13 protein-coding genes are annotated in these 13,931 nt (G+C 64.2%); 9 read left to right on the forward strand and 4 right to left on the reverse strand.

What is annotated here, in order from left to right:
- Positions 1 to 6: 6 nt before the first annotated feature.
- Entirely contained in the window at positions 7 to 1,896 is a 1,890-nt protein-coding gene (locus tag GR138_RS08745; protein WP_160858438.1) for a bifunctional sugar phosphate isomerase/epimerase/4-hydroxyphenylpyruvate dioxygenase family protein, read from the forward strand.
- A gap of 48 nt (positions 1,897 to 1,944) precedes the next feature.
- On the opposite strand, the gene GR138_RS08750 is transcribed toward GR138_RS08745, so the two are convergent.
- Genes GR138_RS08750 through GR138_RS08760 form a run of 3 tightly spaced genes read right to left on the reverse strand, consistent with a single transcriptional unit; the run spans position 1,945 to position 5,413 of the window.
- Positions 1,945 to 2,652: a sulfite exporter TauE/SafE family protein gene (locus GR138_RS08750; RefSeq protein WP_160858440.1), complete on the reverse strand. Its 708-nt coding sequence runs from the start codon at positions 2,650 to 2,652 to the stop codon at positions 1,945 to 1,947.
- Complete coding sequence (locus GR138_RS08755; protein ID WP_160858442.1) at positions 2,649 to 4,049, reverse strand: amidohydrolase family protein; 1,401 nt, start codon at positions 4,047 to 4,049, stop codon at positions 2,649 to 2,651. Before GR138_RS08755 ends, GR138_RS08750 begins: the two co-directional genes overlap by 4 nt.
- Positions 4,046 to 5,413 carry a uracil-xanthine permease family protein gene (locus tag GR138_RS08760; RefSeq protein WP_160858444.1) on the reverse strand — a complete coding sequence of 456 codons (1,368 nt, stop codon included), beginning with the start codon at positions 5,411 to 5,413 and terminating at the stop codon, positions 4,046 to 4,048. The genes GR138_RS08755 and GR138_RS08760 overlap by 4 nt, the downstream gene beginning before the upstream one ends.
- Before the next feature lie 136 nt (positions 5,414 to 5,549).
- Between GR138_RS08760 and GR138_RS08765 the strand changes: the two genes are divergently transcribed.
- From GR138_RS08765 to GR138_RS08800, 8 genes are all read left to right on the forward strand, one after another.
- Positions 5,550 to 6,554 carry a substrate-binding domain-containing protein gene (locus tag GR138_RS08765; RefSeq protein WP_160858446.1) on the forward strand — a complete coding sequence of 335 codons (1,005 nt, stop codon included), beginning with the start codon at positions 5,550 to 5,552 and terminating at the stop codon, positions 6,552 to 6,554.
- A gap of 117 nt (positions 6,555 to 6,671) precedes the next feature.
- On the forward strand, positions 6,672 to 7,568 hold the full coding sequence (locus GR138_RS08770; protein WP_160858448.1) for a LysR family transcriptional regulator: 897 nt from the start codon (positions 6,672 to 6,674) through the stop codon (positions 7,566 to 7,568).
- A gap of 104 nt (positions 7,569 to 7,672) precedes the next feature.
- Positions 7,673 to 8,476: a carbon-nitrogen hydrolase family protein gene (locus GR138_RS08775; RefSeq protein ID WP_160858450.1), complete on the forward strand. Its 804-nt coding sequence runs from the start codon at positions 7,673 to 7,675 to the stop codon at positions 8,474 to 8,476.
- Between the two features lie 12 nt (positions 8,477 to 8,488).
- Positions 8,489 to 9,151 (forward strand): RraA family protein, encoded by a 663-nt coding sequence (locus tag GR138_RS08780; protein ID WP_160858452.1) that lies wholly within the window; start codon positions 8,489 to 8,491, stop codon positions 9,149 to 9,151.
- 58 nt (positions 9,152 to 9,209) lie between these two features.
- Positions 9,210 to 10,265: an ABC transporter substrate-binding protein gene (locus GR138_RS08785; protein WP_202402574.1), complete on the forward strand. Its 1,056-nt coding sequence runs from the start codon at positions 9,210 to 9,212 to the stop codon at positions 10,263 to 10,265.
- Positions 10,266 to 10,393: 128 nt separating this feature from the next.
- Positions 10,394 to 11,461, forward strand: coding sequence for an ABC transporter ATP-binding protein (locus GR138_RS08790; protein ID WP_160859216.1), 1,068 nt, complete (start codon positions 10,394 to 10,396; stop codon positions 11,459 to 11,461).
- Positions 11,458 to 12,330, forward strand: a complete 873-nt coding sequence (locus GR138_RS08795) for an ABC transporter permease (protein WP_160858454.1) — start codon at positions 11,458 to 11,460, stop codon at positions 12,328 to 12,330. Before GR138_RS08790 ends, GR138_RS08795 begins: the two co-directional genes overlap by 4 nt.
- Positions 12,331 to 12,342: 12 nt before the next feature.
- The gene (locus GR138_RS08800) at positions 12,343 to 13,137 is read left to right on the forward strand and encodes an ABC transporter permease (RefSeq protein ID WP_160858456.1); all 795 of its coding nucleotides are present in this window, start codon (positions 12,343 to 12,345) and stop codon (positions 13,135 to 13,137) included.
- 39 nt (positions 13,138 to 13,176) lie between these two features.
- On the opposite strand, the gene GR138_RS08805 is transcribed toward GR138_RS08800, so the two are convergent.
- Positions 13,177 to 13,926 (reverse strand): FadR/GntR family transcriptional regulator, encoded by a 750-nt coding sequence (locus GR138_RS08805; protein WP_160858458.1) that lies wholly within the window; start codon positions 13,924 to 13,926, stop codon positions 13,177 to 13,179.
- Positions 13,927 to 13,931 lie beyond the last annotated feature (5 nt).

Below are 13,931 nucleotides of genomic sequence, written 5' to 3' on the forward strand. Positions count from 1 at the left end.
GACGCCATGAAGACCTCGATCGCCACCGTCTCGCTCAGTGGCGACCTGCGTGACAAACTCGGAGCCATCGCCAAGGCAGGTTTTGACGGTGTCGAGATCTTCGAAAACGACTTCCTCGTCTTTGACGAGAGCCCGAAACAGCTCGGCCGCATGGTGCGCGATTTCGGCCTGGAGATCACCCTCTTCCAGCCATTCCGTGATTTCGAGGGCATGCCGGAACCGCTGCGTAGCCGCACCTTCGATCGGGCCGAACGCAAATTCGACCTCATGCAGGACATGGGCACGGACCTCGTGCTCGTCTGTTCGAACGTTTCCAGCGCCGCCCTCGGTGGCCTGGACCGCGCGGCAGCCGACTTCCACGAACTCGGCGAGCGCGCGGCAAAACGCGGCCTGCGGGTCGGGTATGAAGCGCTCGCCTGGGGGCGCCATATCCATGATCACCGGGATGCCTGGGAAATCGTGCGGCGGGCCGATCACGCCAATATCGGGCTGATCCTCGACAGCTTTCACACGCTCGCGCGCAAGATCGATGTCAATTCGATCCGCTCGATCCCGAAAGAGAAGATTTTCATCATCCAACTCGCCGATGCGCCGAAGATCGGCATGGACCTTCTCTACTGGAGCCGACACTTCCGCAACATGCCGGGTGAAGGCGAGTTACCGGTCGAGGCCTTCATGGCGGCCGTCGCGGAGACCGGCTACGATGGTTACCTGTCGCTCGAAATCTTCAACGACCAGTTCCGCGGTGGCTCGCCCGCCGCCATCGCAGCCGACGGATACCGCTCGCTGGTCTATCTCGGCGACCGGGTCCGCCGCGCCAATCCCGGTCTTTCGGTGAACGTCCCGGACATGCCGGATCGCAGCCGTGTCGATGGCGTCGCCTTCGTCGAATTCGCGGTAGACGAGACGGAGGCGCCGGCCCTCGAAACGATGATCAGCACCCTCGGCTTTCACCGGGATGCGCGCCACAAGACCAAGAAAGTCACCGTGTTCCGGCAAGGTGACGTCCGGTTGGTCGTCAATGCGGATGACCGAGGCTTTGCCAGCTCTTCCTATCTGGTGCACGGCACATCCGCCTATGCGATGGGTCTTCTCGTCGAAGACGCCTGGGCAGCAAGAGCGCGTGCCATCGCCCTCGGCGCCGAAGCCTTCAAACAGCCGCTCGACCGCGGCGAGATCGAAATGCCGGCGGTACGCGGCGTCGGCGGCGGCATCATCTACCTTCTGGACCGAAGCACCGACCTCGCCCGCATCTGGGACATCGAGTTCGATCCGATCGAAGACGGGGCGGGCACGCGCGACGCAGGCCTCCAAACCATCGATCACCTCGCGCAGACGATGCCCTATGACGAGCTTCTCACCTGGCTGCTGTTCTACACCGCGATCTTCGACGCCGGGAAAACACCCATGGTCGATATCGTCGATCCGTCCGGCCTCGTGCGCAGCCAGGCGATCGAAAACAGCGAAGGGTCGTTGCGCATCACCATGAACGGCGCGGAAAACCGCAACACTGTCGCCGGGCGCTTCATCACGGAAACCTTCGGTTCCGGTATCCAGCACCTCGCCTTCACCACCGACGACATCTTCGCCACGGCCGGCGCGCTGGCCGCCAACGGTTTTGCCGCACTTGAGATTTCACCCAACTATTACGACGATCTGGAAGCGCGCTTCGGCCTGGACCCTGCCCTCACCGAAAAACTCCAGTCCCACAACATCCTTTACGACCGCGACGAACACGGCGAGTATTTCCAGCTCTACAGCCCCACCTACCGTGAAGGCTTCTTCTTCGAAATCGTCCAGCGCAAGGGCTATCGCGGCTATGGGGCGGCGAATGCGATTTTCCGCATCGCCGCACTGCGCCGCCATCTTCGTCCCATGGGCATGCCGCGCGCTTGACGGCGCTTGCGACCGCACTCAGGCCTCGATGCCCCTCCCTTGGCTCGCTCAGCGAATGATGAGAAACAATCCGCTAACGATGGCAAAGCTCAGGACGCCGATCCGCAGGCCGCGCCCGCCGATACGATGATGCGCAAGCCTTGATACGGCGCTTCCCAGCAGAACCGCCGGTGTCAGATAGAGCGCTGCCAGAAGCTGCTCCGAGCCCAGGCGCCCGGAAATCGCCAGCACGACGAGCGACATGACCTCGCCAACGAGGAAGCAGAGCGCAACGGTTGCCCGCAGGACCGGCGCCTTTGCATGCTGGTAGAGCAAGGCGAGCGGCGGGCCGCCGATACCGGTCGCGGTTTCGGTGATGCCCGTGAACAGCCCGACACCGAGCGCACTCGGCCTGTTCGGCGTGAAGGGTGGGGCGACAAGGGCGGCAGCGGCTGCAACCACCGTGAAAATGCCGACGGCCAGATCCAGCTGATCCAACGAAAGCGCGGCCAACAACCATAGGCCGGCAAACGTTCCCGCGAACCGGCCCACGGTGATCAAGCGAGCGCCCGACCAGTCGACATGTTCGCGTTCCCGCACCGCCACATGCAGATTGAGCGGCAGCATCAGCAGGAGCAGGGTGACGGGCAACAGCTCGGGTTTCAACATTCCGACGACGGGGGCGACGATGAGCGCAAAGCCGATACCGAGCGCCCCCTGAATGAATGCGGAAACGAAGGTCACCGCCGCCAAGATGAAGAAAAGGTCTAGGTTCATGTGTAGTTTCCGAGATGACGGTGCGCTTCGGAAAGCGGGTGAATGCGTTGGATCGGTGCCTTCGCGATGGCGGCGGCGGCATCGCCGCGAACTTCTGCCAGCAGCGCCCGCGCATCCCAGTCGACAGGCCAGCCTTGCCAGAGCCGAAGCTGCCCATTGGTGAAAACAGCGTCGATCTGGTCGCGATTGCCGTAGCGCACGAGCTCCCAGGGGAGATCGTACGAGGGAGTGAATTCGGGTCGATCGAGATCAACGAGCAGGAAATCGGCCGCCAAACCCTCGGCAATCGAACCAGTGACGCCCGCCAGGCCCGCGACATTGGCGGCGCCCGATGTCGCCCGGTCGAGCCAGAGCCAGCCCCCGCCACAGGATGAATCCCCTGTCGCCAGGCCGAAACCTGCGCGTTGCAAACCTTCGGCCGCGTCCATCAGCCGGAACCCGTCCGCGCGCGTTCCGTCCGTGCCGAGCCCGAAACGGACGCCGAGCGCTGCCATCTGCAGGGCCGGCGCAACCGCATTTCCTTTCCAGAGGCTGGCGACCGGATTGTAGGCAACGGCGCTGTCGCTCTCACGCAGCAGATTGAGTTCATGCGGCGTGACAAGCGTGGAATGTGCAAGCAGGACCTGCGGGCCGAGCGCCCCCAGATGCGCGAGATGCTCGATCGGCCGGCGCCCCCTCGCCACGAGGCAGCGTTCGACGGCAACGAGATGTTCGTTGACATGGGTCTGGAACACCGCCCCGGCCGCTCCAGCCATGTCGCTGACCGCCTTCAGCATCCCGTCGCTGGCCACTTCCGGAATGGATATTGCCAGAGAGGGATGGATGAGCGGATCGCGTCGGTAGGTGGACAGATGCGCCTCGGCCTGGCGCAGGATCACATCCCCGTCAGGGATGTGCGCCGTGCCGCCGAGATCGTTGCAGATGAAGCCGACGACGCTGCGCAGCCCGACATCCCGCGCCGCCCGCACCAGCGCACCGATGTGGCCCTCCGACCGGGTGCCGGCATCGACGGCGGTCGTGAAGCCACCGCGCAGGCATTCCAGCGCGGCTAGTTTGGCGGAAAGATAGACCATGCGCTCGTCCAGGCTGCCTTCCAGCGGCACCCAGATCCGCCGGAAGATTTCCGACGGCTCTCCGAAGACCAGCGCCTTGCCGAGCGACTGGGTGAGGTGCGTGTGGGTATCGACGAAACCGGGCATCAGGAGATGATCCGGCAGCTCAAGCGGCACGAGGTCCGGGTAGTCTCTCGCCAAGGCCTGTGCCGTATCCACCCGGCAGAACACCCCGCCGCGCACGACAACTGCCATGCCGGTTCGCGGGCCTTCCGGCAGAAGCACCTGACCGGGGCGCAAAAGCAGATCACCGGCTCTGGACAGTTTTTCGCGGATCGCGCTCACTCGTTTGCTCCTTGGGGCGTGGATTGTATCGAAGGCGCCGGGTCCGCCGGATGTCTTGCCGCGCCCTGATGGGAAAAGAGGGCATTGACCAGCACGGCGGTGATGGTGCCCGCGGCAAGCCCGTTGCCGAGGATCATCTGGGTCCATTGCGGAAACTGGCTGTAGACGCCGGGCACCAGGATCGGCAGCAGCCCGATCGACAGGGCCGAGGCCAGGGTGAACATCGCACCGTGCTCCCTCAGGTCGACACGGCGCAGCAGGTCGATGCCGATGACGCCGATGATGGAGAACACGATAACCGCCGTGCCGCCGACAACGGCGCCCGGCAACGCCGTCGCTATCCGGCCGATCGGCGCGAACAATGCGATCACGACGAGAATGGCGCCGGCCATGGCGGTCACATAGCGCGACTTCACGTTGGTCGCCCGCACGATGCCGACATTTTCGCCGCTGGTGATGATCAGCGACGTGCCGAACAGACCGCCGACAAGGGACATCAGGGCATCGCCCCGGATGGTCGCCGGAACGATGGCATGGGCGTCGCCCCGGCGACCGACGATTTCGGCGGTCGCGATGGTCTGGCCGGTCGCCTCGGCCATCGAGATGATCGAGAACACGATGAGTGGGATGGCGGCAACGAGATCGAATTTCGGCATGCCGAAGGGGAAGAGTTGCGGCACGGCGATGACCGGCCCGGACAGCACGCCGGAGAAATCCATATGGCCGAGGGCGAACGCGACGAGCGAGCCGCCCACCAGGCCGAGCATGACGGCAAGGCGCTGGAGCGTGCCGCTGAAGACGCGGGCGGCGATGATCGTCAGAACAATGGTGATCAGCGCCAATCCGACCTCGATGGGTGCGGCAAAGCCCTCCGTCCCGGGCTTGCCGGTGATCGTCACGCCGTAGATCCGCACGAGATTGACGGAAACCAGCAGCAGCATGGTTCCGACGACGATCGGCGGGAAATAACGGAGCAGCCGGCGAAAGACCGGCAGTGCCAGAAAATAGAAGAGGGCGGTGATGATGACGGCGCCGACCGCGGTCTGCACATCCGTCTGCTGGGCAATCGCCAGGAAGATGGCAATGGGTGCGCCGCCCGGCACCATGACGAAGGGCAGACGCGCGCCGAACCCTTTTGGCCCGAAGCTTTGAAGCATCGAGCCGAGACCGCAGACAAAGAAGGTGGCGCTGATCAGCGAGACCGTCACCGTATCGGAAAAACCGAGCGCCTTGCTCACGAGAAAGACGGCGGTGATCGGCGAGGCCGCCATCACCAGCACATGTTGCAGGCCGAACAGGAAAAGACCGCGCAGCGGCAGTCTTTCGTCGGCCGGATCGACCACCGAATTCATTTCATATTGCATAGTTTCCTCCTCCCGGCCTCCTCAAGCCGTCATGCAAATCGTTTTGCACGGCGCGACCACTATCACAAATTCTACCGCTTGCAAATCGTTTTGCATACGGCCGGCGCCGTGTTAAGACGTCTCAACAGGAGGGACCATGGGCAAACCGACTATCGCCGACCTGGCAAAAGCGGCGGGCGTATCCGCCACGACGGTATCGCACGCATTCAGCGGCCGTCGTTACGTGGACCCCGAAACGCGCAAACGCATCGAGGCGCTCGCCGAGGCGATAGGTTACCGACCGAATCATCGGGCGCGGCGCCTGCGAACAGGCGGAGCCGGGTCGATCGCTCTCGTCTCATCCATGCCGTTCGCCGTTGCCGCAGGCCCGTCCAGGCTGGGCTTCCTGATGGAAATTGCCGCGGCCGCCGCCGTCACCGCCTTTTCGCGCGGCATCTCGCTTTGCCTCGTGCCACCGCTTGGCCCGCGCGACAGTCTCGACGCCCTCGAAGTGGATGGCGCCATCGTCGTCGAGCCGGAACTCGACGATCCGGTCCTGGACTTCTTCTTCGACCGGGGCGTCGAAGTCGTCTCGATCGGACGCGCGCCCGGGCGCGACAGCCTGCCCTTCGTGGATCTTCAAAGCGGCGCGACGGCGCACCTGCTGCTTGATCACCTGCTCGAAGGCGGTGGGCGTGTCGGCCTGATAACCGGCCTGCAAAGACGCAATTCCTATATTGAAATGGAAGCCGTCTATGCGGAGCGCGTCGCACAGGCCGGCTTATCGGCCATCGCCATTCGCGTCGACGAACGCGGCGGCGAGCAAGCCGCAGCCGCGGCCGCCGAACGCCTCCTGCGGGACGATCCGACGATCTCGGCCCTCTGCGTGCCGGTCGACGCCTTCGCGACCGGCGTTTTGGATGCGGCAGGCATCGTCGGGCGCACTGTCCCGCACGACCTTCGGCTCGCGACGCGGTATGATGGTATGCGCGCCAGGTTGGCCACGCCTCCCCTCACCGCGGTCGATCTTCATCTCGATCAGGTCGCGGCCGCGGCCGTCGATCTGCTCCTGGCCCGCCTCGGCCAACTTGATCCCGCACCAACCATCGTCTCGCCGCCATCCCTCGTGCTGCGCGCTTCGTCCGTGTTGCCGTCAAGGTAGACATCACCGCGACCGTGCCGCGCGTCGCCCCGACAACGGTCCCACGGATCGTAAGGCGTAGAAATTATCGGCTGGCGGGTATATCGAGGCGGTATCGGCTTATGGGATGGACCGGCAATGAACCTGCGTTTCGTCGAAACCTTCGTTTGGGTCGCGCGGCTCGGAAGTTTTCGCGCGGCGGCCGAGCGGCTGAACGCCACGCAGGCGGCTGTTTCAAACCGCATCGCCAGCCTTGAAGCGGAGATGGGCTGCGAACTCTTCGAGCGGATGCCGGGCGGCGTGCGACTGTCGACCGTCGGGCAGCGCGCCATGCAACCGGCCGAGGAACTGCTGAAGGCCGCGACCAGTTTCAAGGTGGCGATCGGCAGTCCGCAGCATCTGCGCGCCACCGTTTCGATCGGCACCATCGATTCCATCGTGCATGCCTGGCTGCCCAATTTCATCGAGCGCGTGAAGGAGCGCTTCCCCTCGCTCGGGCTCGACCTCAATGTCGACACGTCGCTGGCGATCGGCCGCGAGGTGAGCGAGCGGCGGCTGGATCTCGCGCTTCTGATGGGCCCGGTCCTCAGTCCGGGCCTCAAGAACATCGACCTCGGCACGATGGAGTGCGCCTGGGTCGCCGCCCCGTCCTTCGGTCTTGGCGGCCGCGAACTGCGTCTGCAGGACCTTTCCAGCTATCCGGTGCTCACCTTTTCGCGCAACAGCGTGCCGCATATCTGGCTGCTCCGGCAGTTCGAGGAACTCGGCGTGCAGCCACCGGTGATTTCCAATTCCAACTCGCTGTCCGCCATGCTGCGGCTTGCCCGCGACGGCATTGGCGTCGCGCTGTTGCCCGTGCCCATGGTGGTGCCGATGATCGCGGAAGGTGTTGTGGAACGGCTGTCGATCACGCCGCACTTTCCCGCCCTGAAGCTGCACGCCGTCTATGCGGATGACCCGGAAAACCTAATTCCGTCAATGCTTTCGGTGATTGCCCGCGAAGCCTCACTCGATACGACAGGCATCACGGCATAAGGCAATCTGCACAAGTTTTTTCTATCAGTCCCGACAATTCTTTATCGTTTGTCATTCCAATCACGAGGCCTGACGATACCCCAACTGAGACTTGGAGGACTTCGATGAAGATCAGTGTTGTGCAAATGAATTCCGGTTCCGACAAAGCGAAAAACCTCGATGACGCCGAGCGCATGGTGCGTGACGTGGTCGAGGCAGATAAGCCGGATCTGGTGGTGCTGCCGGAATATTTCGCCTTTCTCGGAGAGGGACGCGATGCGGTCCACGGCAGTGGCGAAAGCTTTCCGGACGGCCCGACCTACAAGCGCTTCGCGGCCCTTGCCAAGGAACTCGGCGTGACGCTGCATTGCGGTTCGATGGTCGAGAAGGCTGGCAACAACCACTACAATGCCACCGTCGTCTTCGGCCCTGAAGGCACGGAAATCGCCAAATACCGCAAGATCCACCTGTTCGACGTCGACACGCCCGGCGGCGTCTCCTACCGCGAGTCCGACACGATCGGCCGTGGCGAGGACGTGGTGACCTACAAGGTCGGCGACACCACCGTCGGCTGCGCCATCTGCTATGACATCCGATTCCCCGAACTCTTCCGGGCGCTGCGCGACAAGGGCGCGGACGTCATCGTGCTGCCCGCTGCCTTCACCCTGATGACCGGCAAGGACCATTGGGAAGTGCTCGCCCGGGCCCGCGCCATTGAGACCCAGACCTATTTCGCCGCTGTCGGCCAGGCCGGCGCCCATGCAGACGGCAAGAAGTGGTGCTGGGGTCACTCCATGGTCATCGATCCCTGGGGCCACATGGTCGCCCAGTGCTCGGACGGCGTCGGCACCGCCACGGCCCGTCTCGACCTCGATCGCATCGGTGCGGTGCGCCGCGACGTGCCCGTCGCCCGGCATCACGTTTTGTAAGGAAGTCTCATCATGTTCATCGTCAATGCCATGCCGCAGCAGATCGCGCCGGCACTCATCAAGAAGATGGAACAGGTCGAGACCGCGACGGTCGGCCACTTCCTGCATTCAGGCTTCCTCAACCGGGAGTTGCGCGCCGTGCTGCCGGAAAAGCGCATCGCCGGCACAGCGGTCACCGTGCGCCTGCCGCACGCCGACTCGACCATCCTGCACTACCTCACCAAGCTGGTACGGCCGGGTGACTTCATCGTCGTCGACCGCTGCGGCGATGACAAACACGCCTGCTGGGGCGGCGTTGTCACCCATTCGATGAAGCTCGGCGGCATTGTCGGCGCGGTCATCGATGGCCCGGCGACCGATTTCTCCGAGATCCGCCGCGTCGACCTGCCGATGTGGTGCCGCGGCCCGTCGCCGATCACCACCAAGATCCTCGGCCTCGAAGGCGCGATCAATGTGCCGGTCTCGGTCGGCGGCCAGACGGTGAACCCCGGCGACGCCATCATTGCCGATGAAAGCGGTGTGCTGGTGCTCGACCCCTCGAAGGCCGAATGGGCCGTCGACAAGGCGCTCGGTATGCAGGAAAGCGAACTCGTCCTGCTCGAGCGGCTGCGCAAGGGCGAAAAGCTGCCCGACATTTCCGGCGCCACGAAAATCGTGGAAGCCTCGGCCGCCTGAGGCGGCCCAATACGATAAACATAATGGGAACAATCGGTTCAAGAGGAGAGGAAATCTCATGACCGCAATGAAGAACGCAACCCGCGCAGGCCTTGCCGCGCTTGCCATGGCCCTCGCCACCTCGGTGGCGATGGCTGATACCGTGGTGCTGACGGCCTATTCCGGCATCTTCCAGGAAAACTATGTGAAGGCCGTCGTCGAGCCCTTCATGAAGGCCAATCCCGACATCACCGTTGAATTCTACGGCATGCCCAACTCCGCCCAAATGCTGGGCACGCTGCGGGCGCAGGCCAGCGCGCCGCAGATCGACATCGCCATCATGGACGTCTCGGTGGCGAAGGCGGCGACCGATGAGGGCATTTTCGCCCCGATGGACGACACGGTCACGAAACACATCGCCGACCTCTATCCACAGGCAAAGGTCGAGGGCGTCAATGCCGTCGGCGTCACATTCGACAACCTCGTGCTGCTCTACAACACCGACAAGGTGAAACAGGCGCCGACCTCGTGGAATGCGCTCTGGGACGAGCAATATGCCAAGCAGGTCTCCATTCCCGCCGTACCGGACATCCAGGGTACGACATTCACCATCATCACCGACAAGATGGCGGGCGGCACGAACTATATCGAAAGCGTCGAGGCCGGCATCACGCGGCTCGAGGCGCTGGCACCCCTCGTCCAGACCTGGGAGCCGCGGCCGGACGTCTACCAGCCGATCTCCAGCGGCACGGCGGCGATCGGCATCGGCTGGAACGCCCGCGCACAGGTCTATGCCGATCTCTCCGACGGCAAGCTCGGCGTCGTGCTGCCGCAGGAAGGCAGTGGCTTCCAGATCAATGTGATCGGCCTCATCAAAGGCGGACCCGCCAGCGACAGCGCCAAGAAGTTCATCGACTACGCGCTGAGCCCGGAGGCGCAGGCGGCCTTCACCGAGCAGATGTTCTACGCGCCGACCAATTCCAAGGCCGCGGCACTGATCTCGGAAAAGGCGATCGAACGCACCGCCGCCGGTGCGATGGACAAGATGATCGACATCAACTGGCTCGAGGTCGCCAAGATCCGCGAAGCCATCACCGAGCAATGGCGCCGCCGCGTCATTCCGCTCAGCCGCTGATCCCGGTCCAGAGCGTTTTCGCTTTTCCCAGAATCGCGAAAACGCTCTATCTCTTTGTTTTTCCGCAATTCCACCCGTAGAACTGCTGCGCCTTTTGCTGGAATTGCCCCAGGAGTTGCCCCATGCCCATGACTTCCGCTCCCGAGGAGCATCTCAGACTGGAAGGGATCGGCGTCAGCTTCGGCGCCGTCAACGTGATCCCTTCGCTCGATCTGTCCGTCCGCAAGGGCGAGATGGTCGCCTTTCTCGGCCCGTCGGGATGTGGAAAGACCACGACACTGCGCATCATCGCCGGCCTCAACAAACCCTCCCGCGGCCAGATCAAGGTGGGCGGGCGCGACATCACCCAGCTTCCCATCCATGATCGCGACATGGGCATGGTGTTCCAGAGCTATGCACTGTTTCCGCATATGAACGTCGCGCGCAACGTCGCGTTCGGCCTGCAGATGCGCAACGTTCCGGCCCGCGAAGCGGAGACCCGCGCAACGCAGGCGCTGGAAATGGTCCAGCTCGGACATCTCGCCCACCGCAAGCCGAAGGAACTGTCCGGCGGCCAGCAGCAGCGCGTGGCGCTTGCCCGCGCGCTCGTCATCGAGCCGTCGATCCTGCTTCTCGACGAGCCGCTGTCCAACCTCGACGCCAAGCTGCGCGACGAGATGCGCGTGCAGATCCGCGCCCTCCAGCAGCAGAGCGGCATCACCGCCGTCTTCGTCACGCATGACCAGGTCGAGGCGCTTTCGATGTGCGACCGCGTCGTGGTGATGCGGGGCGGTCAGGTGGAGCAGTTCGGCACGCCGACCGAAGTTTATGAACGGCCGGCGACGGCCTTCGTCGCCAATTTCGTCGGCCGCACGAACCGTCTCAAGGGAACGGTGACATCCGAGGGCACGCTGACCGCCGCGGGCCAGCAGCTGCGTTCCGCAACGACACTGGCACCGGGTGCCGTCGATATCCTCGTGCGCCCGCACCGTATCCGCTTGCAGGAGACGGGCGAGGCGGCGAACAAGGTGGAGGGCACCGTGTCGAGCATCACCTTCATCGGCGACCTCGTGCAATATGCGGTGCGCGTCGGCGGCGGCGAGATCGTTGTCGAAGAGGCGACGCGGCGCGATCGCAGCCCGCTTGCCGTCGGCGACGGCGTCACGCTCGGCTGGTCGGCGGAAGACACCCTCGTTTATCCGGCGGGCGAGAAATGAGCGCCGTCCCCGCCCTTCCCCGCCCCGCCCGCCAGTGGCGCGACGGCGAACTCGCCGTCCTCCTGCTCTTGCCGATCGCACTCATCAACGCGATCGGCTTCATCCTGCCGGTCCTGAATCTCGCGCGCTATTCCTTCAACAAGTCGCGTATCGGCGGCGGCATGGAGGCCGTCTTTACCTGGGAGAACTGGGCGGGCCTGCTCAGCGATCCGTTCTATCTCGAACTGGTGTTCAACTCGGTCTGGATCAGCCTGGCGATCACGCTGACGACGCTCGTCGTCTCCTATCCGATCGCGCTCTACCTGCACCGCGCATCGGGTTCCTGGCGGACCTTCCTCACGGTGCTGGTCATCTCGCCGCTGCTGACATCAGCGGTGGTGCGCACCTATGGCTGGATCGCTATCCTCACCGATGACGGCCCGGTGGTCAGCGCCATCAAGGCGGTCGGCCTGCCGGCGCCGAGCCTGATGTTCAACATCAAGGGTGTCTTCATCGGCCTCACCGAAATCCTGATGCCCTACATGATCCTCGCGCTGATGGCGGGCTTCGGCCGGCTCGATCCGCGGGTGGAGGAGGCTGCGCGTACACTTGGTGCTACGCCCGCGCGCACGTTCACCAAGGTCATCCTGCCCCTGACGCTACCCGGCATCGCGCTCGGCTGCCTGCTCTGTTTCGTTCTGGCGGTCTCGTCCTTTATCACGCCGAAGCTGATGGGCGGCGGACGGGTCTTCCTGCTCGCAACCGAGATTTACGACCAGGCGATCGTCACGCTCAACTGGCCGCTTGCCTCGACACTGTCGATCCTCGTGCTCATCGTCTTCGGCGCAGCGCTGTGGGCTTATTCCGCCGTGCTGCGGCGCCTGGACTAGGAGGAAAATCCAATGGAAATCCACAAGACCTCCTGGCCGATGCGCATCATCGTGTTCCTGCTCTTCGTCTATCTGCTGGCGCCGGTGCTGCTCGTCTTCCCGCTGTCGTTTTCCGGCGACCAGGTGCTGCGCTTTCCGCCATCCTTTTGGTCGACGCGCTGGTATTCGGCGCTGTTTGCCAACAGCCAGATGCTGAAGGCATTCTGGACGAGCCTGTCGCTGGCAGCGGTCGTCACCGTGCTGTCCATCGTCATCGCCGTGCCGGCCGCCTGGGTGATGACGCGGCTGCGCTTCGCGGGTCGCGACCTGTTGTTCAACATCTTCACCGCGCCGCTGCTGCTGCCGACCATCGTGCTCGGCCTTGCGATCCTCATCGTCTTCGCCTCCTTCGGGCTGCTCGCGACAATGCAGGGCCTGGTTTTCGCCCATCTGGTGGTGACGCTGCCCTATGCGCTCCGCGTACTGGCCGTGTCGCTGAGCACGCAGGATCGCGCCTGCGAGGAGGCGGCGCGAACGCTCGGCGCCAAACCGCTGACCGTGTTCTTCCGTGTCACCGTACCCATGCTGGCGCCCGGCATCGTCGCGGCGGCGGCGCTGTGTTTTCTCGTCTCCTTCGACGAGGTGGTGATCACGTTGTTCCTCACCGGCCCGCGCATCAGCACCCTGCCCGTCGAACTCTACAACTACGTCTACAACCAGGCCGACCCGCTGGTCGCCGCGGCCTCTGCGCTGCTGATCCTGCTGACGCTCGGCGTGATCATGATCGTGGAGCGCGCCATGGGCCTCGGCAAGGCCTTCGTCAAATAGCAGGCTGCGTCAATCGAGGGGGCTGGCGCTTGACCGCCTTCAGCCCCCTCGATCATCTGCCCCCGAAAGAATGCGCCGCCGGCCGACACGGATGACGTTCTCCATCGCCCGGCGCGCGCCGTCCTCGTCACGGCGGCGGATTTCCTCGACGATCCGCATGTGATTGGCCGCCACGTCACCGATCTTGCTCCGGTCGGCGGTTGGCGAACTCAACTTGAAGACCCCGGCAAGGGCCGCCTCGATGAGGCTACCCACGGTGCGCATGAACGGATTGTGCGAGGCCTCCATGACGGCAAGGTGGAAGCGCAAATCCGCGAGCGCCAGTGTTTCTGGCGTATGGTCCGGATCGCCCATGGCGACGGCGAGGCGCATCATCTGGTTGATTTCCGCCTCGCTCGCCTGGCGGGCCGCCAGCGCTGCGGCATGCGGCTCGAAACCGCCGCGGATATCGCTGAGATGCAGGAGGAAGTCCTCGTCCACGCCGACCGCGAAATGCCAGGTGAGGATGTCGCCGTCGAACAGGTTCCACTGGTCCTTCGGGGTCACGCGCGTTCCGATGCGGGCGCGCGGCACGATGAGCCCCTTGGCTGCGAGCGTCTTCATCGCCTCGCGCAAAACGGTGCGCGATACCCCGAAGCGGGCTGCCAGCTCGACGTCGCCGGGCAACGTCGCCCCCACCGGGAACTCGCCGGAAACGATGGCCTTGCCGAGTTCGGTGACGACCTGCGAGTGGCTGGTATGGGCCGCCGCTCCGCTCATCATCGTTTCGAGCAGGCCTTTCTTGCGCATCGGCC

The sequence above is a fragment of the Shinella kummerowiae genome (assembly GCF_009827055.1).
GTDB classification, from domain to species: Bacteria; Pseudomonadota; Alphaproteobacteria; order Rhizobiales; family Rhizobiaceae; genus Shinella; species Shinella kummerowiae.

Bases quoted from the DNA above. Each gene is read 5' to 3' on its own strand.
- GR138_RS08750 (WP_160858440.1), bottom strand. From the start codon at position 2,652: ATGAACCTAGACCTTTTCTTCATCTTGGCGGCGGTGACCTTCGTTTCC.
- GR138_RS08800 (WP_160858456.1), top strand. From the start codon at position 12,343: ATGGAAATCCACAAGACCTCCTGGCCGATGCGCATCATCGTGTTCCTG.
- GR138_RS08780 (WP_160858452.1), top strand. From the start codon at position 8,489: ATGTTCATCGTCAATGCCATGCCGCAGCAGATCGCGCCGGCACTCATC.
- GR138_RS08745 (WP_160858438.1), top strand. From the start codon at position 7: ATGAAGACCTCGATCGCCACCGTCTCGCTCAGTGGCGACCTGCGTGAC.
- GR138_RS08765 (WP_160858446.1), top strand. From the start codon at position 5,550: ATGGGCAAACCGACTATCGCCGACCTGGCAAAAGCGGCGGGCGTATCC.
- GR138_RS08795 (WP_160858454.1), top strand. From the start codon at position 11,458: ATGAGCGCCGTCCCCGCCCTTCCCCGCCCCGCCCGCCAGTGGCGCGAC.
- GR138_RS08775 (WP_160858450.1), top strand. From the start codon at position 7,673: ATGAAGATCAGTGTTGTGCAAATGAATTCCGGTTCCGACAAAGCGAAA.
- GR138_RS08770 (WP_160858448.1), top strand. From the start codon at position 6,672: ATGAACCTGCGTTTCGTCGAAACCTTCGTTTGGGTCGCGCGGCTCGGA.
- GR138_RS08760 (WP_160858444.1), bottom strand. From the start codon at position 5,413: ATGCAATATGAAATGAATTCGGTGGTCGATCCGGCCGACGAAAGACTG.
- GR138_RS08785 (WP_202402574.1), top strand. From the start codon at position 9,210: ATGACCGCAATGAAGAACGCAACCCGCGCAGGCCTTGCCGCGCTTGCC.
- GR138_RS08805 (WP_160858458.1), bottom strand. From the start codon at position 13,926: ATGCGCAAGAAAGGCCTGCTCGAAACGATGATGAGCGGAGCGGCGGCC.
- GR138_RS08790 (WP_160859216.1), top strand. From the start codon at position 10,394: ATGACTTCCGCTCCCGAGGAGCATCTCAGACTGGAAGGGATCGGCGTC.